Below are 22,630 nucleotides of genomic sequence, written 5' to 3' on the forward strand. Positions count from 1 at the left end.
TACACGCTCCTTATTCGTCTCTTCATAACGGTCAACTCACCATTCCTGACTAAGTGTTTCGAGTAAGCCAATATAAAGCAAAACAAACGCTCAAAATGATAGCCAGCGTAAACGGCAATAACGCTGTTGTCAGCCATATGACCAGACCAATAGGTATCACAATTGCAATAAGAGGAGCCAGTCCCATGATATATCCTGCTATAGCCAGCACAATCGCAATCAAGGTAAAACTCATGCCTGGGACCTCCTGGACTGGATTTTTTCCCTGCTCACAACGGCAATTGCCCCTATAAAAACAAGGCACGCACTGATAAAACCGCAGTAGTATGACCAATCCGCAGGTACAAGCAGCAATCGTTTTACAATTAAGGGGATTGCCCCTAATAAAAGCATGGCAACTCCTCCTATAAACGATAACGGTATTCCCAAAATGGCCCAAACAATTTTCCAAATCAGTTCTTGAGGAAACAAAGCGACATATAACGAGTACGCGCTAACCAACGCGCCACTGAGAAATGTCGCACAAGCTCTTATCCCATTTTTCATTCCGTCCATAAAAGTGAGTTCAGCCTGTACAGTTAGCTTATGCTCTTGAAATACCTTTAAGGCTGGAACGGAATTAAAGCCCAGAAATGGTGCCGCCGTAATATCTGTAGACGAAGTAACTACCCAGTTGCTTCCTAAGCCAAAACCGACTATCGCCAAAATGATAATCATTGCCACATATTTCATTGTCGCCCTACTCCTCCTTTGGGTTCAAACTCTGCATTTCTACCGTTCCTTGTACCACTTTGTTACAAATTATAGCACTTCTTGCATATAAACTGCAAGTCAAAAACAATTATACTGTCGTGCTTGTCCGACTCTCCCTTGTATTATAGAGTAGTAGTTATTAGAGCCCCTCTCCAAGGGCTATATGCTACACTGTAAAGGATGCTGTGGATTGGTTTTATCTCCTACCACCAGATGGTTCAAGAGAGGCTCCAACCGCAGCCCTTTGCAGGTTTGTTAATCAGTTAGATACCGCCAGACGGTTGATGTAGAACAAGGTTACAAGAGCAAAGTGTTCTGTGGGTACAGCATCAAATAATACCGTTGGAGGTCTTGCTATGATTTGTGTCGGGATTGATGTCGCTAAGGATAAACACGACTGCTTCATCATCAGTTCGGAGGGTAAAGTCCTTGCAAATGTGTTCACCATCCAAAACAGCATGGAAGGATTTGGCTACCTGTTGGAAAAAATCCGTGCCTGTTCTTTGCCCCTGGACAAAATAAAGGTAGGGCTTGAGGCTACCGGACACTACAGCTACAACATTCTCGGGTTTCTCCTTGACAATGGTCTGGACACCTATGTCATTAACCCCTTGCACACCAATCTTTACCGGAAAAGCCTCACCCTGCGAAAGACGAAGACTGACCGTGTCGATGCGCGAACAATTGCGGCTATGCTCATGTCTGATGTGGGCCTCAAGCCCTACACAGACACAGCTTACCACAATGAGGAGCTAAAGTCACTCACCAGATACCGGTTCGACAAGGTGAAGGTACGCGCTAAGCTGAAGTCCTCAATTGCCAGGCTGGTATGCATCCTGTTCCCGGAGCTGGAAAAGCTGGTATCGTCACTCCATATGGCCTCTGTTTACGCCTTGCTCGATGAGTTCCCGGGGGCTAAGCAGATTGCAGCGGCACATCTGACGCGGCTCACCCATTTGCTTGCCGAATCCTCCAAAGGCCGTTACGGACGGGACAAAGCCATAGAGATACGTGAAGCCGCCAGGCAATCGATTGGCTCTGTGACGACCGCGAAATCACTGGAACTGCGGCATACCATCCGGCTCATCCGTGAACTCGATGCCGAGATTGCGGAAATTGAACAGGTCATCCAACGCATCATGGACAAGATGCTTTCGCCTATTACCACGATTCCCGGCATTGGCTACAGGATGGGGGCTATGATTCTGTCTGAGGTGGGTGACTTTTCACGCTTTGATTCCCCTGACAAGATTTTGGCCTATGCCGGCCTGTCGCCCTCTACCTACCAATCCGGGCAGCTTAAAAATTGCTATGCCCATATGGAGAAGCGCGGCTCCAGATACCTACGCTATGCCATCTTCAATGCCACAAAATTTGTTTGCCTTTGGGACCCTGTCTTTGCCGCTTACCTCGCCAGGAAACGCGCCGAGGGAAAGCATTACAATGTGGCCATCTCTCATGCTGCCAAGAAGCTGGTCCGGCTCATTTATGCTCTGGAGAAATCCGGCGAGCCTTATCGTCTGGCAGCCTGATTCTCTCTCGATAGCCCGCATGGCGTCCTGTGGACGTCTGTTTTGCTATACCCTTTTTTGAACCATCTGTTTTTTGTCCTCCATCCTCAAATTCGGGCTTGACTTTTAATAGTTAGTCTCTCTATAATGAAAGGTAATGGAGGTGGAGCTTTTTGCCATCAAAATACCTGCCCGAATTCCGGGAAATCGGACGCAAAATTGCCTATTACCGTACGCTAAGAGGGCTTTCGCAGGAAGCTCTGGCCGACAAAGTTGACATCAGCACCAGCTATCTGAGCAAAATAGAGGCCCCCAATTCGACGATGACTTTTTCGCTGGAGGTACTGTTCCAGATTGCCGAAGCACTTAATATCAGCATCGGCGTGTTCTTTCGTCCTATTGACCTGCAAAATACTGATAATAAAATTGAGTAAAAAACGCGGTTACCGGTCTGGTAAACGCGTTTTTTTCATGCTTCAATCGTCCTCTAGATACTCAGTAATCAGTACATCCAGGGCTTGCTGGCAGTAGGGAAGAACAGCACGGGAAAGGCCCTCAGCTAATTCCTGGCTGTGCAAAGCGGCTTGGAGTTTTTGTTCTGTGGGTTCAATCCCCTGCAGCCTCAAGGCTTCTAGCACATCGTCCCGTCCTAGTTTAATAACCAGGATGATCTGCTTGTCCATCTAGCTCACCTCCCCCGTTAGCTGCCACCCAGTAAGCGGCAGAAGCGCTATGGGAAAAATGACAACCACTCCGAAATCATTTCCCAGCAAAATAAGCGCACTCACAAATGAAGTCTGGTCAGCCGCCAGGACTTCCACATATTCGGGCAGGGTCGTTCGAATGGGTTCAGGTAGGTTTCTAACCTCTTCCTCTGTTTCCAGCACCAGCACGTAGCCGCCATAGCCGCTGTCCATATCCCGGTCCTCGCCATAGTCCCTGTCCAAAATAGTTACGGCTTCTTTTACAGCGGCAACCACTTCCTGTGGCAGGTTCAAGTCTTCGCATTCTCTGACATGCGTAATTGTAAGCATTCGTTACACCTTCCTATTAACAAAATCAAATCGCTATCCTCCATTTGGGACCTCTCTTTCTATTTGCCCCAAAATGTAACAAAGACCCATTAGCCTTTGCGTTGGCTAATGGGTCTTTTCCTGCCTCTGAATCGGGGTCAAAGTGTAAAACAATCTGGTCAATGGTTTTGTCCGCATGAATGGTAATTTCCCTGATGACCAGGTGAAGGAGCGTCTTTTTCTGCTCTGGCGACGCGGCCTGCAGCACCCGGTTGAATTGCTCCAGAAACTGCCTGACCGTCGCTACCGTTACTTCCTGGCCCGTATCCTCCTCCATTTCACTGTCAATCTCTGCTCTGCGGGTGCACAGGTTTCTGGCTTCCGCCGCCAGCGTGTCCAGACGAATGGCTAGTGCCTCCCGGTCTAATCCTTCCATCTCGTACACTTCCAGGATGCGGCGCTTTTTCGTTTCAATTTGCGCCAGGTTTTCCTCAATGGCGGCCCGTTCCCCCAGTAATGCGTCGCCGCTGCCCCGCCGCTTTTGGTTCACCGCCTTTACAATGGCGGTCAGCAGTTTTGGCTGGTGCAAGACTAACGGGATACGCTCCAGAACATAGGCTTCGGCATAGTCGGCCCGTACCGAGTTGGCATGACAGACGGTACTGCCCTTGCCCTTGAACTGACCGCAAGAATAATAACGCAGTGCTACTTTACTGCCATCCTTTAAGCGGTAATGGGAACGGCTGATGACCATCGGCGTACCGCATTCAGGACAGCGAATCAGACCTGTCAGAAGATTTTCACTATCATGCACACGGGGCGACGCCTTGGAGCGCTTGGCAAACATCTCTTGCACCTGCTCCCACTGTTCACGGCTGATAATGGCTTCATGCCTGCCTTCTGTTAGAATAGGCTTATCATTTTTACCGCGCCGCCGGGTTTCGCTCCAGCCCTCGTAGCGGTTATAGCGGACCGTACCCGCATAAATTGGATTTTTCAGGATTTCCCTCACGGAATCGGGAGCAAAGAAATTACCTTTCTTAGTCTTCGCGCCCTCCCGGTTGAGTTGCGTGGCAATGGCCCGGAACCCCTTACCCGCAGCGTACAGGTCAAAAATCTTTTTGATAATGACTGCCTCCTCCGGCACAACGACCAGGCGGGTTTTCCGTTTCTTGCCTGTGCCGCCAGAGTCCTCCACGCTGCAATAACCCAAACAGGCCCCGCCGTTGCGAAACCCCATCCGCGCACGCTGCTTCATGCCGAGCTTCACATTATCAACAATGGTATTGCGCTCGAATTCACCGACCGCCCCCATCATATGCAAGGAGAACCGTCCCATCGGCGTAGCCGTATCGAAGTTCTCAGAGCAGGAACGAAAGGAGACCTTATGCTTGTCCAGATGAGAAACAATTTTCATTAAGTCATACATTTTTCTGGACATGCGATTAAACTTCCAAACCATGACCTCATCAAACCGGCCCAGCTCGGCATCCCGCAGCAGCTTCTGCAGTTTGGCCCGTTTGGTCATTTCCTTGCCGCTAACCCCTGGATCGACATACTCCGCCACGATTTCCTTATTGTTACTCTTGCAATGTTGCCGCAGGATGTCTAGTTGGGCTTCGATGGAGTAGCCATGCTCGGCCTGTTCCTCGGTCGACACCCGGACGTAGAGGGCAACCCTGCTTGCCTTTTCCAGTTTCTCTGCTGCTTGCATCGCAGAGCACCTCCTTAGTTAAACTTATTGCATTTTTGAGGGCAGAATAGCCGCCCTCCATGCCCTCATTGCAGAAACTAGATAGCTACACGCAGCGGCAGTCCTTCGCCTTGCTCGGTAGCGAGAGTGGACGGCAGTTGCAAATCAATACCCACTACCTGCCGCTCTTCGTTGACATAAATTTTATGAGCAAGCTGCCGTATGAGTTTGCTCCTCTGTTCGGGCTTCGCTTGCGAAAGCACCTGCTGAAAAACGCAAAAGGCCGCCCGTATGTCCGCTTCAGACCAGCAGTCAGGTTGCTCTGCCATTGACACGCTTTCCACTAAAACCGCTTGCCAGCTTTTCCTTTCCGCCGCAAGTTCCCCCATAGCAGTCAGGAAGGCTGGCTTGTCCAAAAATCCTTCCTCATAACGGCGCAATAGTTCCTTAGACTGCCTGCCAAGCTCAGTAAGCTTCCGCTCTGCCTGCTCGCGCTGCTCAATTTGCGGCAGAACAGCCTGTTCGTACTGTTGACGGAGGACCTCGGTCACGCGGCGCAGCCAAAAGGGGCTGGTGAGAAATTCCTGCAGCCAGGTCAGCACTTTGGCATCAGCCTCGACGGCGCGAACGCTATTAGGCTTACAAACCGTACTGCCTTTGTTGAGATAGGCTCCGCAGGCGTAATAATGATTGATGCGATAGCTGCCATCCTTGCGCTTGCTTTTGGTATGGGACGGCAACATGCCGCTGCCGCAGGCGGGACATTTGAGCAAGCCCGACAATAGGTATTCATGGTCTATTACTTTCTGAACAGGTTTAGTCTGTTCGCAAAGCCTCAACTGAACAGCTTCCCACAGTTCCTTGCTGACAATCGGCTCATGCAGGCCGTCGTAATATACCTCGCCAAAGCGCGTTTTACCGACGTAGGCCGCATTTGTCAGGATTCCTTTAACCGTATTGAGGGTAAATGCCTTGCCCGTCTTGCCTGTCTTGTTTTCCCCGTTTAAACGGTTGACGATGGCCTTATATCCCAGTCCTGCCGCATACAGGGTAAATATCTCCATGACCGTTTCGGCCTCTTCCGCTATGATTTCCAGCTTACCGCCGCCGCGCAAGTCTTCCTCATCAGCCACCATGCGGTAGCCCAGCATCATGCCGCCGCCCCACCGTCCCGACTTGGCCCGTCTTTCCATGCCGATGAGGGAGGCTTCCATCCAGGCCTCCCGCTGCATCTGGGCAACGGCTCCCAACATCGTAAGAGCAAAGTTGCCCCCAGGCGTCGACATGTCAAACGCTTCATTTAGACTGCGGACAGCAACGCCCAAACCTTGCAGTTCCGAGAAAACTTCCAATAGGTAATCAAGCTTGCGACTGAGGCGGCTAATGGTCCAGACCAGCACCGCCCCGAAACAGCCGCGCCGGGCATCCCGCAGGAGGGCATTCAGGCCTTCACGGTCCCCCCGAACGCCCGAAATGCCTTCATCTCTATAGATGTCATATACAAGCTTGTTCCGCAGCTTGACCTCGGCTCGCAGCGCCGCCTCCTGTGCTTCCAGGCTGAAACCGTCCACCTGCTCTTCGCGGCTGACTCTTACATAGAGAGCAACCTGTTGTTCCTTATACATACCATAGCCCCTTTCTAGGCGGCGTTTTCAGCCGGTGCGGAGTTAACCGCACGGCTGTTTGCCTGCTTAGTTTTCTGCCCGTCTGCCTTTGCCGCCGCATCACTCGGGGGATTGATTTTCAGATAATCAACTATCATTTCGGCCACCAGATTGGCTACCATTTCATATTGATACGCTACACTTTCCGATACCTCCATTGCCAAGTTCCTCCTTCTATTGAAACCTTTCCGTTAAGGAAAGGAATGAAAACGCTTAGTTTTTATTACGGTCTAGAATGACTTTTAAGATAATCACGACAATTTCCAACCAAGGCATCAGCCGATCAGCCCCTTTTCCTTGAAGCTGACGTAACGCCCTTGTCCGACTATGAGATGGTCAACCACCTGCACATCCAAAATTTTTCCCGCCTCTACCAGCTTTCGGGTTAATGCAATGTCTTCGGGACTGGGACTCGGGTCACCGCTGGGATGGTTATGAATGAGAATAACGGTCGCCGCCAGGAGACGCACGGCCCGGCCAAACACCATGCGAGGGTCGACCAGCGCCGCGCTTATTGTCCCTTGCGATACGGTTTCTTCGGCTAAAATGCCGTTTTTGGTGTTGAGATAGAGCACGCGAAACTGTTCGACAGGCAGGTGCTGCATATCCACTACCCGTTCAAATACGTCCTGCGGCGCACGGATGACGGGCGGCAGTTTGGCGTTCACACGGTAAATGCGCTTAGCCAGCTCACACAGATACTGAAGCTGCCTGGCCTTAACGGGACCAATGCCTCTGATGCGCTCTAATTCCTGGGGATAGCTCCGCAAAAGCGCCTGCTGGACGCTGCCATACTCGGTCAGCAGTTCCCGCACTGCAGGCTTAGGCAGAACAACTTCTAAAAGCTCCTCGTCGGCCACGTTAGAAAGGCTGGTAAAAGGTAGGGTCATCTTCACCGCTCCTTTCTGTCGCTACTGCTTCCGCTGCCAAACGCAGGCAAAGACTTTCATTGGTCAAATGAGCTGCTACATAGAGTTGGTCCATATAGCCGCTTGCTGTAAGGAAATAACACACATAATAGCTATCGCCTTTTAGATGCAGACAATGAATCCAATCCGGTTGCATCGCCGCTACTGATACTGTTCGGTCAAGAGCGGTCAGGTCTTTGTCCTTCGCTTCCAGTATTCCGAACACGCCATAGGCTTCCAGGCTAAAGGCGTCCAAATCACCGTCCGGCTCTACCGCCGCCTGCAAACGTTTCAGCTTCCAGGCAAGGTGACGGGCCAGCAGCGGACAAATCCAGCCCGTTTGCAAAAGGCTTTGTAAGTCTGTCATGGTTTTCAGGATGTACATGGTCTCACACCCCTTACAACAACTTGCCAAAACCTGCTTCTTTTCAAGACTGCTACCTTAAAACGGATGAACAGCATCGGCAGTCTCCTCCTCCCCGCTCTCCGGTTCGATGGACTGCTCCGCCAACCACAGGCGAAGGTTTTCAGGCATGTTAGGTTCGGGAACATAGATTTGATCGACCATATCATTGTCAGGCATAAAATAAATTACATAGTACACCTCGCCTGCCAGTTCCAGGCGGCTCACCCATTCGGGCATGAGCAGCGCGAAAGAGGGCGGCAAGCCGATGGCGCTCAGGTCCTGGTCGGTTGTTTCCACTACCCCGAATACACCGTGCATTTCCAGATTGAAGTCTTCCAGGTCCAGTTCGGGAGCCAGTTCCTCGTGCAAGCGGTGCATTTTCCGGGCAAATTGCTCGGCCAGTGCCTGCGTGATACTGCCAGCGAGTTTCAGCCGCCTGATGTTGGCCATGGTTTTAATGATGTGCATTATGTCATTCCTCCTGTTTTGAAGGCTGATAGGCAAGAAGCCTGTCAGCCAATATTTCAGGAAAATAATATATATTTGTAAGCTCCCTTTATTCCCAATCGTCAGCATCTGCCATTCTCATGCTGGCTTGCTCTTCCTTGCTATAGAGGAAATAAAAGTCTTCCTTGTCGACAAGATCATCCGCTTCTGCCTGGCGCAGCCATTCCTCGGCTTCTTCAGCATAAACGCTCAACTCGATACCGCGCCGTTTGTAGGGAATCGCCCATGTTTTAGGTAATGCCTCAACTAATGTATAATACAAAATTCCTCCGTCAATATATCCTTGAATGAATTTTCTAAGGAGTTCTTCCTCAATATTAGCTTCAGAATAAGCACTAATGGAACATATCCAGTTTTCAATGCAACTTACTAATTCGTCGTCGCTGTAGCAGTTGTCGTTCATTTCAATAGTCTGTACCATAAACTCTTCAACCTTATGAGTTTCTTTATTGAAAAAACGATGCACAAAGCCCGGTAGTAAGGCATAGAAGTCTATTGAGCAAACATCCTCATACCAATCTATATCCACTGCCGTATTGTCCAACTGGAATCCAGCCTCATAAGCATACTCATTCACCATTAGCCAAAAAGCATCGACCAGTACGCAAGTTTCACGATTAGAAATAAAGAAACTACTTCCGTATTCATCTAAATCTTCATACGAATAACTCAGGCAATGATATCCGTCCATTTTCCAGTAAAGCTGTATACTTACACCGCTATCAACAATAGCGGTAGGTTTAAGCGGTAACGACACCGCTACCTTAAGCACATCTTGCCTGGCCGCTGCCGTATCCTTTCCAGCTACATCCCGATATTTGATACCGGCACTCAGGTATAAAATATTGCTTGAATCAATCATAGCCAACCTGCAATTTTCAAAAGGATTGTGATAATTCATCTTACGACCATTACCTATATAATTTACGATATTCTTTCCATGTAAATAGTTTTCTTGGGCTAAGGCTTCCACAAACTCTGGGAAATTACGGTAACCTTTCTCGTCACCCAAAGTTTTATCAGCATCAACTATTTTATAATAACGATCATCAACCTTTTGATACAAGTTATTGAGAAATTCTAAGGTCATTTGCGTATTTGGCTTATTGTTTGTCATGTTTCTATCCCCTTTTATATTATTTAATATGAAAGAGGGCAATCAGGGCGGCGGTATTCCGCCCTCATCGCCCTATACGTAATCCTTGATTAGCTTACTCTTTTAACCCGCTTCACTTCTTCCCAGACACTGCCCTGATCATCGACACGATGGTCAATCTGCACCCTGACCTGTATGCCCTGCAATTCGCGTAGATTGATACCTGCCTGGGGTTCGTGACCGAGAATGCCCTTGATAACCGGGTAGAATCTGCCTTTAGGGCTGAGGCTCATGCTGGCAATGAAGGGAACGGTAACCATTCCGCCAGTAGTTTTAATTTCGAAAGGCAATGTTACCTTAACCCAATTCGAGCCATCCTTACCGCTCATTTTCTCGGCGGCGACGGTACCAATCCGCGCCGGGTATTCTCCCTTACTCAGCCTGGCCTCCCGCTTAATGACCTTAAGTACCAGCAAGTCATCTTCCTCGGACTCCCAGTCGTCATCGCCAGTACCTGACTCGAACTCGTTGTCCGCTGCGTCAGGTGTATCCTCCGCTTCGAACTCATCCCCAAAGGTATCTGCATTATCGGTCTCGGCATTGTTGCCATAAGTATCCGCAGTCAAATCGAAGTCGGTTTTTTGCTCAAAAGCTTCCTCTTCTTCTCCCAGCATAGCCTGTAAGGCTTTGTTGCTTGCCAGGTTAGCAGACAGGTTTTTGTTTTTCAGGTTTTTTAGCATGATGGTTTCCTCCCTGTATTGGTGTATAATGATGGTAGTAGTTTATATATGGCACCAGACGGCTGAGCTAAAGCCGCTGGTGCATTTTTTAGTCACTAAGAACCGCTAGGCGCTGAGCGCTTCGGTGTCTAAGGCGCTTTTGTACAGATGCAGCAGCCTGGGGCGGCACTCCTTATCCTTGCTGCCGCGCTTCCTGGTTGGAATGGTGCGCTTGGGGCAACGCTGAACCCTTCCGTCACTGCTTCTCTCGGTATAGATAAGCTTCGCCTCATCCAAATGCTTCCAGAGAATGCGGGGCGATACGGAAATCTTCTGGCTGCGTCCTGACAGAAAGCGATTGACGGCAGTATAGGTCGCCTCGGGCAACAGGTAGAAGTATTGCTCATCCTGCCAACCAATGCGCTCACCGAAGGAGGTACTATAGGGGTCCTCCTCCATACCTGCCGACAGTGCATCCACGCGCACCTTGCTGGTGACAAACAGTTCCTGCAGAACCTCCAGGAATATTTCAGCGGGGCGCTCCTGCGCAACAAGGGCATTCTGGTCGCCGATAAGATGTGCAAAAACAGTTTCGGCGTCGTCTAAAAGCTGCGCGGCATTTTCAGCGGTGCAAGCCCCTGCAGATTGCATGTACAGGAGCATCCTGTGAAAGCCGATGTACAGCCAAGCTGCTGCCTCGCCCGACCTGCCATGTGCCGCTTTTTCCTGAAAGGCGGCTCTTTTGTCGATAAACTCGGCATAGAGCGTTTCAGGCAAAGCGTCCATCTGTGGCAGCAGCCATTCGATGTACCCTCTCATGGCCTGCGCAAGGAGCGGCGCTTCCTGCTGCGCCTTGGTCAATGCCTTCAGGTCTACTGCGCCCTGCAGCAGTTCCACCCCGAGAAAGCGGGCTACAGAAGACTCGCCGGACGGCAGGTCTTCCCCCGTTACCAGTGCCATACCCCTGGGCGGAAACTCCTTCTGGAACTTTACGCTGGCAGTCAGCCTGCCCCGCCCGATGCGGTCACCGTACATACGGAGTACCCGCTGGGCGGTTTGGGCCATTTTTTGCGCTTCGTAGCTGGAAGCCTCGGGATGATAGTCATCAATGAGCAGCAGGGTATCCTTGGTTGCAAACGCCTTTCTTTCGAGGGCGTTCGCGGTATCCTTAAATGAGGCAGGCGGACTCTTGAGGCCAAAATCGCCGAAATGCGAAAGAAAGCTCATTCCCAGCGAGCTTTTCCTGGTGCCAGTGCCGCCAAACAGCCATAATACAAAGGTTGGCTCTATGCCAGCTTTACGCAGAGCTTCGCAGAGAGCGCACAGATATACTAGCGCCAGCAGCGGGATGGTGACTTCCAAGGGGGCCACCATGAGCAATCTGAGACTTGCCTGCGCGGCTCGTTTCAAATCTTCGACAGCCTGGTCGAGGCGATATTTCTCCAGCCCCCGCTCCAATTCAACCGCAATGTTGTCAGCGCCTATGGAGCCGTTCGCGTGTAGGAAGCACCACGTTCCGTCAGGCAGCCTGCGCCAGCCCAGGTGCGTATAGATATAGTGCGTATCCACCTCTAAGCCCATGTTTTGAATAGCGTCACGGCACAGGTCCTGCGTACCGAAGCCAGGTCTAATGGACACGCCGAGGCCCCAGGCTTCGGTTACCCAGCCCATCCGCTTAAACTCAGCGGCGGAAACGTCGACCGGCGCAAGTTTCTTGCCGCCAGCCTGCAGCCCTTCCAGACGAAAATTCCGTTCCTGCGAAACGCCGTCATCGCGAATGACTTCTTGCGTAGGCCTGGCCACAAAGTTAGCAATCTTGAAAGGATTCTCTTTGCGGTCAAACCCCAGCAGGTTTCCCCTTGGGTCAAGCGTATAATCGGGATTGTCCTGAAGCGCCGCTACATACGGCGTATAGGCTGGGTCATTAGGCGGCAGCGGCTTTTCCATGTTTCTAATGAAAGCGCCCGGACTGTTGGTCACTTCGCCGGTTTCATTCTCATTCGCTACATGGAAGCAGCGTTCAACTCCGTCCCGTGTGCAGCCTATCGTCGTGCACCGTACCATCGGACCGCCAGCATCTCCTGCCTTATCGACAAGTAGGTGGATACGCTGCTCGCTTCTTGCATCATGCTTGGCGCTCAGTCTGGAAAAGGCAAAGGCCGCCTCGCCATGACCGGCATTTACAAGCAGGCTTACCCATTGAAACCACGCATCCTCCGAGAGGCCCTCCGAGCTTTGGCTAGTCAATGCCTGCGCAAACTTTCCACAACGCTGCAGACGCTCGAACACATCGGCTACATCCGGCTGCGGCTTGGTTTCCGTCTTATCCTTGCGTTTAGCCTCTTTCACCTTGCCCGTCATGCGGCTAAGCATCCACTCGGGGGCGTCGGCCAGCTCAACATCTTTGGGGGTATGGCCTTTAATCCAGGTGTAAGGCTTGCCATTCTGCGACGGCGGTACAATCGTCTGCTGCCCGTCTCCCAGGAAGGCCAATTCGCTATGTTCGCCTTCGAGCTTGTCAACCCACTTTGAGGCTTTGCCAAGCCCTTCAGGCAGACGGTAGAGTAGCCTACGCCCCGCTTCACTGCCGGGCGTCTTATACATCCAGGTTGCGGGAATGTCTCCCCCGCTGATTTCCTGGAGACTTTCCCAAGCCTGCGGCCCGTCAACATCAATACCTACAATGCCCGAAGCCGCCCCCAATACCAAGCCGATGTTCATAGTAGGCCATTTTACCAGCCACTCCTCGATTTCCTCAGTAGTTGGCACGGCACTACGCTTAGCCCATTCGGAAATGAGCGGCTTCTTGCCGTCACAAGGAATGACTGGCAGCCCCATCTTTTGATACCGATACAGGGCCTCTCTGATTTTCTGTGTCTGTGTTTTGTTGTCGAACTGTTCTTGCAAAGCTCTCACCTTCCATGACTGTCTTGAGGGCCATACGGGCGGATAGTTCCGCCCTGACTGCCCTCAAAACCAAATGTATTCGTTACCTTGAACTACTTGTAGACTGGTTGATGCAACTATTGTGCATGACCTTCACCCGCCTTTTTCAGCAGATCATTGGCCGGGAATCTCACCCCAGACCAGATGTACGCCGAGATTCTTATAAAAATCGTAGGACCTAACAAGTTGTCTTTCTAGTTGTTCCTCTTGCGAACATATAGTAGGAGGCTTGCATTGACTTACGGAGTTGGTTCTTGCAAAATCGGTCAGATTTTTCTCAAACTTATCTAATTCCGCTTCATTTTCAATAAAAAGGGGAGCCGGGAAAAACCACTGTGCATGGATTGCAAATTCATCATAATATAAAGCATCGGGTATCGGTGACATGTTCAAAATGGACTCCTTTATTAGGTCGGAAATCGCCGCTCTCTCTTCTATTGAATAATCAGAGAGCTTACGCCCTTGATATTTGGTAAACTCAAGAATGAAATGATCACACCGTAAGATGCCACTATAGTTATCCTGGTTTAGTTCTGTTACTTGTGTATTAATAATTTTCATAGTATCAGTCTCCTAAAAAATGATTTATTGCCCTACCTCTTCAAAACTCTATTATTCTGGCCATCCTATTGAAGCCTCTTATTGAATGACAGTGCAGCTTCTAAGTAAATATCAGGTTTAGCAGACCAGCGCTCTTCTACTTCACGAATTGTGTCGATATCTTCTTCAAACTCCACTTCTACTATGACCTGGTCATCGCTGTATATGGAATTACTGCCCAACCTAAGAATGCGAAAAATTTTTCCAACTAAATCCTTCATTTCCTCGTTCGATTCTATACATAAGGGCGAATTCAGAAACCAGGTGGCGACAAGTCCATCTATGTCATTTAATTCAATCTTACTCGGAGGAAAAGCTAGCGAGTTAAGATGGTCCATCCAGCTAAAGACATCAGGCGACAATGGAAAATCAGTTTTCGCAATATCAAAGCAATCTATAATGTTTTCTTTTACAGCCTCATTTTCAATGTAAGCGCGGATTACCTTAACGTTCAGATCTCTTTTAGTAGCCATTAAAAAATCCTCTCCTTATCCCTGTATCAGTTTGATCTACCAAATAAGGTCCAGCATCTAACTAATTACAAATCCTCCCACGTCTCGTTTTCATCACTCCTATTCAGTTGTCAAGGAACCGTCTTACAAAGACTCCCCCGTCGAATTCTGATATTGAGGGCGATGTGGGCAGATATTGTCGCCCTGATTGCCCTCCGCAGGGAATGTATTCTTTTCCTTGATGTCGCGGCAGACTGGCATCTACAGCGCCGCCCACCGCCTTATAGGCGATACAGCTATCGTGCATAACCCTTATTCACCTGTTGACAGACTATTTTAGGTTCAATCTAAACATCCGCTAATCGATACAATCCCTCCCAGCACTTTTACAGCAATCTCTTCTGAAACTAAATTTAAATGAATTGAATATAGAATACCGAAAAAAAGAAAACTCCTCATTTCGTCGGAAACATATATTTTTTTATTTCCGATGAAGAAAAAAAGATGGACACAGGAATCAATTTCCCGTGTCCATCTCGCATTATCACTATTAACTTTTTCTACCCCGCAATATTTGCGGCAACAGTAATTGTCCTATAAATAACTGACTGGCAGTCTTATATTGTTCTGATAAAGCTTTTACTTCATCAGAAAACTTGAGATATTCTTCCAATTGCTCTACCAACTCTTGCGTCAGGGGTTGCCCTTCTTCCTGGGCCTTTTTTAGCTTTTCCATAACCTTCTCACGCATCGGCATGTATTGGCTTTGCTTTGTCTGATAGTTCTCTAACAGCGCTTGAGACATTCTGCGAACCGTTTCAGGCACCCAAGAAATACGACTGACTAGTTCATAGTACATAAGGCGTTGTTTCCACGTTTCTTTTTCATTCATTTCGGCATCATCCGTATCATTGATCTGCATGAAAATGTTATCGACACAGCCATTCAGTTCTCTGATCCATTGCTCATAACTTTGCTCGTCCCAATATCGCATTTCCTGTGTCGTTCTCATTAGTCCTTTTAACAAATTAGCCATCTCTACATCCAGGCTTAAGGCCTGGTCCTGGCCTGATGCACTGCCGATACTCTCGCGCCACTGCTGAATTAATTGCTTATCATCATCGCCTTTGGCATGTCTCTCCATTTTTTCTAACTCAGTTTCTCGCTCTTTTCGATTGTCTGCCTTAGCTTTTCTGGTCAGATAGTCACTTCATGCAGATGATAAATCCACTTGTCCAGCGTATATTGGATGTAATCCAATATATCGCCCGGTTGTTCATTGCCGATTTTGATTAAACAGGCTACTAATTCTCCAATCTTCTGTTCCAATACCGGCAGCCTGTCTATCATGCGTTTTGTAGCAATAAAGCTCGGTAACGCCTCGACTAATTCTCTAATATGCTCTGGGAGGTTGCTTTCCGTTTCTTCAAGTAACTTCTCGTAATATTGATGAATTTTAGTGGAAGTAACACCTTCCTGTTGGGCATTTGTTCTAAAGCATGGATTTTGCGGAAGGGTCTCAATCAATAACCCTGCAAGTTCGGCCCATTCGACCGCCCAAAAATAGCAGCCAGCTTTCTCATAATTCCGTTTGAAATTATTCTTCTCAATATCATAAATTTCACAAAATCGTTTAAAGCGATTTCGAAACGTTTTCTCGTCCATCCTGAAATGCTGACAAAATTCTTCATGCGTAAAATCTACCTCGCGAAATTTCCCCGCTCTGCGGCTCATGCTCATCCTCCTAAATTCAGTCTAATTCACATTTTAACGTCTCAGAGATACGCATACAAGCCACCATCCTGAACTTGTAGTTATTTTCGCTTATAGAGCCTCGCACTCGCAAAGCTACCTCCTCATGCTTTTCCAAAAAGGTCATACCCTGAATAACATTTACTGAATCATTTTTGAAGGCAAGGAGACGATAGATAAAAAAATATGCGCTCAACTCTCTTCAAGTGCAGGGCAATCAGGGCAGTTTCCTTAGAACACTCAAAAGCCCTCAAGCCCTAAAATTTCAGGACTTAAGAGCATTTTTTATAACTAATAGGATACAAAATCTTTTATATTAGGCCACAGATTATATCCAATAGAAGGAATATTTGATTCAAATTTCTTTGTCAGTAGCTACAGCCGAAAAAGTCAGCGTATTCTATTTACTCACGCCTCCTTGCCAAGCTCCTCCCAGAATAGCTTCAAAGCAGCATTGACAATTCTTGTTTGGCTATAGCCACGAACGCGCAGGCTCTGTAGCCGGTCGTACACTTCCCGCTCCAGGTATATCGTTATCCGCTTGTGGCGGTCTTCGAAACTGCCGCCAAGAGCAGTCTCCTCCGCTGCCATTATATGAGGATGATTGATTTGGTCCAGCTTCTGCTTACTCTCCCACAGCTTATCCATTCCCATTTGCTATCCCCAGCCTTTCAATGACTTCTTTCGTCAGATGCCGAATCTGGCCGAGGGCGCGGCTATGCCATGTCAGCTTCCGCACAGGCATTCCTTTGCGTATTGCAGTCGGAATGGCCGAATCGTAGCCAACAGATGCGCGGAATACCGAGTTACCAAAGCTGTTGTAAACTTCTTCGACCATCACCTTAGTCAGCTTGCGGCGGCGGTCAATCTTGTTGACCAGAATGCCGAGAATATGCAAATCCCGGTTCATGACCTTCTGGATATGCGCCAAATCGTCCAGTAGCTGCCCCAGGTTGGCTACGCTGAATGTCTCCGCATCGCTGACAATCACCACCTCATCACTGGCTACAAAGCCTGCCAATGCGGATTCGCTTAATGCTGGCGGATGGTCAATGATGACAATATCGACTTCTTCCAATCGTTCATTTCTGAGATAATGCAGCAGGATTCCCTCGCTGCCGCGAAAGTCGAAATGCACAATATCCCTGCTGCCCGGAATGAGGTACAGGTTCTCGCCGACCTCTAAGCAAGCGTTATCCAAGCTGCATTGCTGGCGAAGCAGGTGGAAGATGTTGCCGCCTTCGTAGTCTCCCTGCAGATAGATTTTGCTGAGGTCGCATTGAGAGTCCAGGTCTACCATTAGAACCAGGTATCCCATCTTCGACAGTTCATAAGCCAAATTGGCCGAAATTACTGTCTTTCCTACGCCGCCCTTACGGTTGGCAATGCTGATTATTTTCATAGAACTTCCTCCAAAAATACAAAAATGTAGACGTAGCCGTAGAGCCTACGGCTACGTCTACTTATTTTTTTGTTTTGAAGGAAAACTAAAAAAAGCTCTATGATTGAAAAAAGAAAAGCAACGTCAAAATTCTCATTAAAAAAGTCAAACTGTACTACTCAAATCATTCTAAAGGAGGAACTACCTCTTCAAAAACAATCTCTGTATTCTCTCCACATTCTTCACATTTTAAAATTAATTTTTTCACATACCCATCTTCACCCAAGTCATCATTAATAATCTTCAGTTTTTTGCTTTTACAGACCCTACACTTACACTGAGCAATTGGGTCGGAAACTTTCTGTCTTATGTTTTCGTAGATACCTACTAACGATGTACAAAGAGTAACACATGTTGATGCTTCATAGAATGTTGAATTGCTCGAATGGGTGATTTTACATGCATAATCCCAGGTAGCTTCCGTAACTTTCTTTATGATACTTCTATAGTCTCCATTATCTGATCCATCCAAGCAGAATTGAAGAAACAGCTCTGCCTTTTTCTTAAAGTTTGATGCTTGCGGCTGCTCTTTATCACTTGCCATTTCTTCAAAATAGACGGAATTTCCTAACTCAATTAGTATTTCTCTACACTGCACCCCAATTGCTTGAAAATCTTCAATTTCTACTGCAGTATCTATTGATGAGGCAATAATCTTGAGTTTCCTAAATAATTGCGGAGCAATATCACAGCCTAAAGTTATTGCCTCTATAAATTCCTCCGGTTTGTATTCAGAAGAAGCATTCATCCTATCCATTAATCCCATATGAAAAGAGTAAACCTCATCAGCAGAAAAATAATAGGCTTCTTGAGGGTATAAATTCATTGGAACAGAGTCTCCTTCGACGACCCACCAAGCTCCTTCTGTATCAGTTTTAACATTCCAAACTCGTACTTCTACGCCTAAATCGTTAAATTCATGCTCCGGTTTTGCACTCACAACCTTACATTTATTTTGACTTTGCCATTCAACATATTTAGAAACTTCCTCCAAGGTTCTGTTAGCCATTATTTTTAACTCCTCGTTCATATTAAGATAAGTCGGTAATGTCCTCTAAACCATATGTTTCCCTCAAAACGTATAAATCCCTTCCGATTTTCAAGCCCTGCACCATTTCACCGTGCTATTTTCTCTCCAAAAAGGTAACCGCTTACTGAATCAATTTCGAGGGCAATCAGGGCAGTTCATCTTTTTCACTAAAAACGCACAAAAAAAAGCCCTCAAGCCCTGCAAAAACAGGACTTGAGGGCAAAAACCAGCACCGTTACCAATGGTACGGTTCCCCCCTAGAAATCTTAAACGCCCGGTACACCTGTTCCACCAACAGCAGACGTATCATCTGGTGGGTAAAGGTCATTTTAGAAAATGACAGCCGCTCTTTGGCTGCTGCTAAAACCTCTGCTGACAGGCCAAAGGCGCCGCCGATTACAAAGGTAAGATCGCTTTGTCCGCTCAGGGCCAGACTATCAAACTTCGCTGCCAGCTGTTCTGAGGAGATGGCCTGTCCGGCCACATCCAGAACAAGCAGATAGCTGCTTGGCTTAACAGCTTTTAAAATGCGCTCACCCTCACGGGTGAGCGCTTGTGTTTTTTCGGCCGCTGAGGGATTATCAGGCATGCGTTCTTCGGCAAGTTCGACAATATCAAGCTTGCAGTACGGCGTCAGGCGCTTGACAAATTCCTGGATACCGGCAGTTAGATACTTTTCTTTAATTTTACCTACCGCAATAATAGTAATCTTCATCTTATTGTTCAGACATCTCTTCCAATAGAACATTAATGGTTTGTTTCTTGTCATTGCGTAAGATAACAACTTCAACACTGCTGCCTACCTGGTGGGTATCGAGAATGGCCCGCAGTTCGGCGACACTGTTGGTTTCGGCGCCGGCAACTTTAAGAATGATATCTTTTTCGCGGATACCGGCTTTAGCGGCCGGACCGTTTAGGGATACTTTAACAATATATACGCCCTTTTCCAGTTTAAGCTCATAGCCATATTTGGCAGCAGTAGTGGGGTCCAACGCACCTACGCCGAGATAGGCTCTGATGACCCGCCCTTTGTCGATTAAGGACTGGAGAATCGGCCGGGCACTGTTGATAGGAATAGCAAAACCAATGCCTTCCACGCCGGAGAGGGCAATTTTGGCGCTGTTGATACCGATGACCACACCGTCGGCATTAACAAGGGCACCACCTGAATTGCCGGGGTTGATGGCCGCATCGGTCTGAATAAGCTTGAAACGGCGCTCGCCGATATCAAGGGAACGGTTGAGCGCACTGATAACACCGGCAGTTACGCTGCCTTTGAATTCCAGCCCCAGTGGGTTGCCGATGGCAATAGCCGGTTCACCTACCATCAGCGCATCAGAGTCTCCCAGGATGGCAACCGGCAGATTCTGGGCATCTACCTTAACGACTGCCAAATCGGTGGCAGCATCCACACCGATAACTTTCCCGTCCATGGTGCGTCCGTCAGCCAAAGAAACCGAGATTTCCTGGGCATTGGCTACCACGTGATAGTTGGTGGCGATATAGCCCTGGGCATCAAAGATAACGCCGGAACCACTGCCCTGTTCCACCATGACCTTGCGGTTGCTGAAAAAATCACGGGCAATACCTTTGTTGGTAATGCCAACAACCGCCGGACCAACCGTTTGCGCCGCCCGCACAATGGGAGTATTGCGCGCTTCTGATACTTGCGCCTGAGCCGTAGGCGGCTGGAGAGCCGTAAACGGCGACTCAGCCGTATTGGGTTTTTGCGCTTTATTGCCGCTAATGCCACCGGCACAACCCACCATCAGGGTGGCGCCAATAATCATACTTATTAATGATACTGCAATATAGGGAGTCAACCTTTTATACCAGTTCATGCAATCGCCTCCTATTTGTGTTCGCTAAGTCCTGAAATCTGTTCAGGGTAGGTACGATGGAGAGTGATATCCTGACCAAGTTTGCAGCCCTGTGTTGTTAAAATATCGGCTACCGTTTTTTCCGCCAGCTCCAGGCTATTGTTTTCCTGACTTAGATGGGCCAGGAAAACATGGGTATGCGCTTTACGGTCAAGTCGCGCCAGAGTCCAGCCGGCGTCGGTATTAGCCAAGTGACCGCGATTACTCATAATACGCTTTTTTAAATACCAGGGATAACTGCCATTTTTCAGCATATCGACATCATGGTTGGCTTCTAAGACCACAGCGTCAGACAAAGCCAGTGCTGCTTTCACTGTAGGGGTAACGAAACCAAGGTCTGTGGCAACACAGACTTTGCTGCTGCCGGCGTATAGGCGAAAACCTACCGGATCTGCCGCATCGTGGGAGATGCTGAAGGGTTCTATTTTTACCTTGCCGATAGTAAAACTGTCAGACAGTAATTTACAGCATGTCTCCGGCAATGCGTTCCTGCAATACATCGCTTGCCAGGTATCAGGCTGGGTATAGGTTGGCAGGTTATATTTTTTAAGTAATGTTGTTAAACCATTGACATGGTCGCGATGTTCATGCGTTATCAGCACCCCATCGATGTCTTCTATCTTAGTGCCAATTTTGTCAAGTGACTGTTTAATGCGCCTGGCACTAATGCCGGCATCCACCAGCAATTTAGTATTTTCCATTTCAATGTACGTAGCATTTCCGGTACTACCGCTGGCTAAAACGTGAATTTGCATAATTACCCCTTACTGTGCAGCTTTATTCCAAAACAGGTATTTATTTCGCTCTTCCTGTCTGCAAATCCTTTTTTTTGTCAACTCACACCTGCGGCAGTTTGGCGATAACGGCTTCCCTGACATCGGTTGGCATCGCCTCCAGGAGTGTAGCCGTAATGGCTTGCAGCCTGTCAGCCGTTTTGGCCTCAAACCGCAGAGTAAACAATGGCTCGGTTACGGAAGCGCGAATCATACCCCAGCCGTCGTCAAACTCAATCCGGACACCGTCAATCAGATTAGGCTTGTAGGCGGCAAGCTTACCGGCCACTTGTGCCAGCACCGCCGCTTTATCCGGCTTGTGATACGGAACCCGGATATCGGGAGTTAAAAGATAGTTGGGTATGCTGTCCACCAGCACGGCCAGACTGCCTTGGTCGGCTACCAGCTGGCAGACTTTTAATCCGGAAAACATACCGTCATCATAGCCTAACTCGCGGAAAAAGAAGTGACCGCTGATTTCTCCGGCAAACAGGGCATTTTCCCGCAGAAAAGCCGTTTTGCTGAAGGTATGCCCGGCACGGGCCATAACAGGCCGCCCGCCGGCTTTAACCACCTCTTCCGGCACTACCATGGAGCATTTCGCATCATAGATAATAGCACCTTTCTCACCGGCAAGGTAATGCCGGGCTATAAGCACCATAATATCGTCATTGTCCAGGGGACGGCCATTTTCGTCAACAAATCCTACCCGGTCACCATCACCGTCGAAGCCTATCCCTAGCGCTGCGCCATGTGTACGCACAGCTTCACCGAGTGCCAGCAGGTTTTCGGCCAGTGCCGGATTGGGCGGATGGTTGGGGAAGCGCCCGTCAGGGATGCAGTTGATGGCAATTACCTCATATCCCAGCCGTTCAAACAGCTTAGGAGCAATGGTGGCCGTTGCCCCGTTGCCGGCATCAAGGACCACTTTTAGCCTTCCCGGTCGGGCTTTGCTTGCCGTGTACGCAAGGTAATCGGCAATAACCGGATGCTGTACTACCTGACCATTCCCCTGCGTCCGAACGTTTCCTGCCACCATACGGCCTATTTGCGCCACATCTTCTTCGCTGACAGGCTGAGGCCCAAGGACTAACTTAAAGCCATTATACTGGGATGGGTTGTGCGAGGCGGTTACCATAACACCGCCGGTTGCACCGGTTGCCTTAAGCGCATAGTAAAATACCGGGGTCGCCACTGTCCCAATGTCAACCACCTGGCAACCGGATTCAGTCAGCCCGTCAATCATAATGCGCTGCAGCCGGGGAGTCGACAGCCGGATATCGCCCCCTACCACAATCTTTTGCCCTGTAAGCCTGACACCAACAGCCAAGGCAATGCGCCTGGCCATCACATCACTTAACTCTCTGCCGGCAACCCCGCGTATATCACAAGCTTGAAATATATTCATACTTGTCCCCTTTCCAGATGTAAAAAACTTGGCATAAAGCCAAGTTCAGCATGCTTTTACCTATTCTATTGTATCACG

The 22,630-nt window shown here is 48.7% G+C and carries 26 protein-coding genes; 2 read left to right on the forward strand and 24 right to left on the reverse strand.

Annotation, left to right across the window (positions count from 1 at the left end):
- Positions 1 to 49 precede the first annotated feature (49 nt).
- Together SPSPH_RS20085 and SPSPH_RS20090 are read right to left on the reverse strand one after the other, a co-directional pair.
- Positions 50 to 235 (reverse strand): hypothetical protein, encoded by a 186-nt coding sequence (locus SPSPH_RS20085; protein WP_075758091.1) that lies wholly within the window; start codon positions 233 to 235, stop codon positions 50 to 52.
- The gene (locus SPSPH_RS20090) at positions 232 to 732 is read right to left on the reverse strand and encodes a hypothetical protein (RefSeq protein ID WP_075758090.1); all 501 of its coding nucleotides are present in this window, start codon (positions 730 to 732) and stop codon (positions 232 to 234) included. Before SPSPH_RS20090 ends, SPSPH_RS20085 begins: the two co-directional genes overlap by 4 nt.
- A gap of 377 nt (positions 733 to 1,109) precedes the next feature.
- Between SPSPH_RS20090 and SPSPH_RS20095 the strand changes: the two genes are divergently transcribed.
- Positions 1,110 to 2,285 carry an IS110 family transposase gene (locus SPSPH_RS20095; RefSeq protein WP_075754228.1) on the forward strand — a complete coding sequence of 392 codons (1,176 nt, stop codon included), beginning with the start codon at positions 1,110 to 1,112 and terminating at the stop codon, positions 2,283 to 2,285.
- A 152-nt stretch (positions 2,286 to 2,437) separates the two neighbouring features.
- Complete coding sequence (locus tag SPSPH_RS20100; protein WP_075758089.1) at positions 2,438 to 2,698, forward strand: helix-turn-helix domain-containing protein; 261 nt, start codon at positions 2,438 to 2,440, stop codon at positions 2,696 to 2,698.
- Between the two features lie 42 nt (positions 2,699 to 2,740).
- On the opposite strand, the gene SPSPH_RS20105 is transcribed toward SPSPH_RS20100, so the two are convergent.
- From SPSPH_RS20105 to SPSPH_RS20210, 22 genes are all read right to left on the reverse strand, one after another.
- Positions 2,741 to 2,947 (reverse strand): hypothetical protein, encoded by a 207-nt coding sequence (locus tag SPSPH_RS20105; protein WP_075758088.1) that lies wholly within the window; start codon positions 2,945 to 2,947, stop codon positions 2,741 to 2,743.
- Positions 2,948 to 3,298 (reverse strand): hypothetical protein, encoded by a 351-nt coding sequence (locus SPSPH_RS20110; protein WP_075758087.1) that lies wholly within the window; start codon positions 3,296 to 3,298, stop codon positions 2,948 to 2,950. It abuts the gene before it with no gap.
- A 25-nt stretch (positions 3,299 to 3,323) separates the two neighbouring features.
- Entirely contained in the window at positions 3,324 to 4,991 is a 1,668-nt protein-coding gene (locus SPSPH_RS20115) for a recombinase family protein (RefSeq protein WP_075758086.1), read from the reverse strand.
- A gap of 77 nt (positions 4,992 to 5,068) precedes the next feature.
- On the reverse strand, positions 5,069 to 6,595 hold the full coding sequence (locus tag SPSPH_RS20120; RefSeq protein WP_075758085.1) for a recombinase family protein: 1,527 nt from the start codon (positions 6,593 to 6,595) through the stop codon (positions 5,069 to 5,071).
- Between the two features lie 14 nt (positions 6,596 to 6,609).
- On the reverse strand, positions 6,610 to 6,792 hold the full coding sequence (locus SPSPH_RS20125; RefSeq protein WP_075758084.1) for a hypothetical protein: 183 nt from the start codon (positions 6,790 to 6,792) through the stop codon (positions 6,610 to 6,612).
- Between the two features lie 117 nt (positions 6,793 to 6,909).
- Positions 6,910 to 7,524 carry a RadC family protein gene (gene radC / locus SPSPH_RS20130; RefSeq protein WP_075758083.1) on the reverse strand — a complete coding sequence of 205 codons (615 nt, stop codon included), beginning with the start codon at positions 7,522 to 7,524 and terminating at the stop codon, positions 6,910 to 6,912.
- A complete protein-coding gene (locus SPSPH_RS20135; protein ID WP_075758082.1) occupies positions 7,496 to 7,927 on the reverse strand; it encodes a hypothetical protein in 432 nt (143 codons plus the stop codon). The genes radC and SPSPH_RS20135 overlap by 29 nt, the downstream gene beginning before the upstream one ends.
- Before the next feature lie 57 nt (positions 7,928 to 7,984).
- Positions 7,985 to 8,416, reverse strand: a complete 432-nt coding sequence (locus SPSPH_RS20140; RefSeq protein ID WP_075758081.1) for a hypothetical protein — start codon at positions 8,414 to 8,416, stop codon at positions 7,985 to 7,987.
- A gap of 88 nt (positions 8,417 to 8,504) precedes the next feature.
- The gene (locus tag SPSPH_RS20145) at positions 8,505 to 9,572 is read right to left on the reverse strand and encodes a hypothetical protein (protein WP_075758080.1); all 1,068 of its coding nucleotides are present in this window, start codon (positions 9,570 to 9,572) and stop codon (positions 8,505 to 8,507) included.
- Between the two features lie 89 nt (positions 9,573 to 9,661).
- Positions 9,662 to 10,291 (reverse strand): hypothetical protein, encoded by a 630-nt coding sequence (locus tag SPSPH_RS20150; protein ID WP_075758079.1) that lies wholly within the window; start codon positions 10,289 to 10,291, stop codon positions 9,662 to 9,664.
- Positions 10,292 to 10,396: 105 nt separating this feature from the next.
- Positions 10,397 to 13,177 (reverse strand): bifunctional DNA primase/polymerase, encoded by a 2,781-nt coding sequence (locus tag SPSPH_RS20155; protein ID WP_075758078.1) that lies wholly within the window; start codon positions 13,175 to 13,177, stop codon positions 10,397 to 10,399.
- 153 nt (positions 13,178 to 13,330) lie between these two features.
- Positions 13,331 to 13,777, reverse strand: coding sequence for a hypothetical protein (locus SPSPH_RS20160; protein WP_075758077.1), 447 nt, complete (start codon positions 13,775 to 13,777; stop codon positions 13,331 to 13,333).
- A gap of 65 nt (positions 13,778 to 13,842) precedes the next feature.
- A complete protein-coding gene (locus SPSPH_RS20165; RefSeq protein ID WP_075758076.1) occupies positions 13,843 to 14,289 on the reverse strand; it encodes a hypothetical protein in 447 nt (148 codons plus the stop codon).
- Between the two features lie 529 nt (positions 14,290 to 14,818).
- Positions 14,819 to 15,412 (reverse strand): hypothetical protein, encoded by a 594-nt coding sequence (locus tag SPSPH_RS20170; protein ID WP_075758075.1) that lies wholly within the window; start codon positions 15,410 to 15,412, stop codon positions 14,819 to 14,821.
- 53 nt (positions 15,413 to 15,465) lie between these two features.
- The gene (locus SPSPH_RS20175) at positions 15,466 to 16,002 is read right to left on the reverse strand and encodes a hypothetical protein (RefSeq protein WP_075758074.1); all 537 of its coding nucleotides are present in this window, start codon (positions 16,000 to 16,002) and stop codon (positions 15,466 to 15,468) included.
- Positions 16,003 to 16,428: 426 nt separating this feature from the next.
- On the reverse strand, positions 16,429 to 16,674 hold the full coding sequence (locus SPSPH_RS20180; RefSeq protein ID WP_075758073.1) for a hypothetical protein: 246 nt from the start codon (positions 16,672 to 16,674) through the stop codon (positions 16,429 to 16,431).
- Positions 16,661 to 17,422 (reverse strand): ParA family protein, encoded by a 762-nt coding sequence (locus SPSPH_RS20185; protein ID WP_075758072.1) that lies wholly within the window; start codon positions 17,420 to 17,422, stop codon positions 16,661 to 16,663. Before SPSPH_RS20185 ends, SPSPH_RS20180 begins: the two co-directional genes overlap by 14 nt.
- Positions 17,423 to 17,585: 163 nt before the next feature.
- Positions 17,586 to 18,470 carry a hypothetical protein gene (locus SPSPH_RS20190; protein ID WP_075758071.1) on the reverse strand — a complete coding sequence of 295 codons (885 nt, stop codon included), beginning with the start codon at positions 18,468 to 18,470 and terminating at the stop codon, positions 17,586 to 17,588.
- Between the two features lie 256 nt (positions 18,471 to 18,726).
- The gene (rlmH, locus tag SPSPH_RS20195) at positions 18,727 to 19,206 is read right to left on the reverse strand and encodes a 23S rRNA (pseudouridine(1915)-N(3))-methyltransferase RlmH (RefSeq protein ID WP_075758070.1); all 480 of its coding nucleotides are present in this window, start codon (positions 19,204 to 19,206) and stop codon (positions 18,727 to 18,729) included.
- Between the two features lies 1 nt (position 19,207).
- Complete coding sequence (locus SPSPH_RS20200; protein ID WP_075758069.1) at positions 19,208 to 20,332, reverse strand: S1C family serine protease; 1,125 nt, start codon at positions 20,330 to 20,332, stop codon at positions 19,208 to 19,210.
- 11 nt (positions 20,333 to 20,343) lie between these two features.
- Entirely contained in the window at positions 20,344 to 21,126 is a 783-nt protein-coding gene (locus tag SPSPH_RS20205; RefSeq protein ID WP_075758068.1) for an MBL fold metallo-hydrolase, read from the reverse strand.
- Between the two features lie 82 nt (positions 21,127 to 21,208).
- Positions 21,209 to 22,552: a phosphomannomutase/phosphoglucomutase gene (locus SPSPH_RS20210; RefSeq protein WP_075758067.1), complete on the reverse strand. Its 1,344-nt coding sequence runs from the start codon at positions 22,550 to 22,552 to the stop codon at positions 21,209 to 21,211.
- Between the last annotated feature and the right edge of the window lie 78 nt (positions 22,553 to 22,630).

The organism is Sporomusa sphaeroides DSM 2875 (genome assembly GCF_001941975.2).
Taxonomy (GTDB): Bacteria; Bacillota; Negativicutes; order Sporomusales; family Sporomusaceae; genus Sporomusa; species Sporomusa sphaeroides.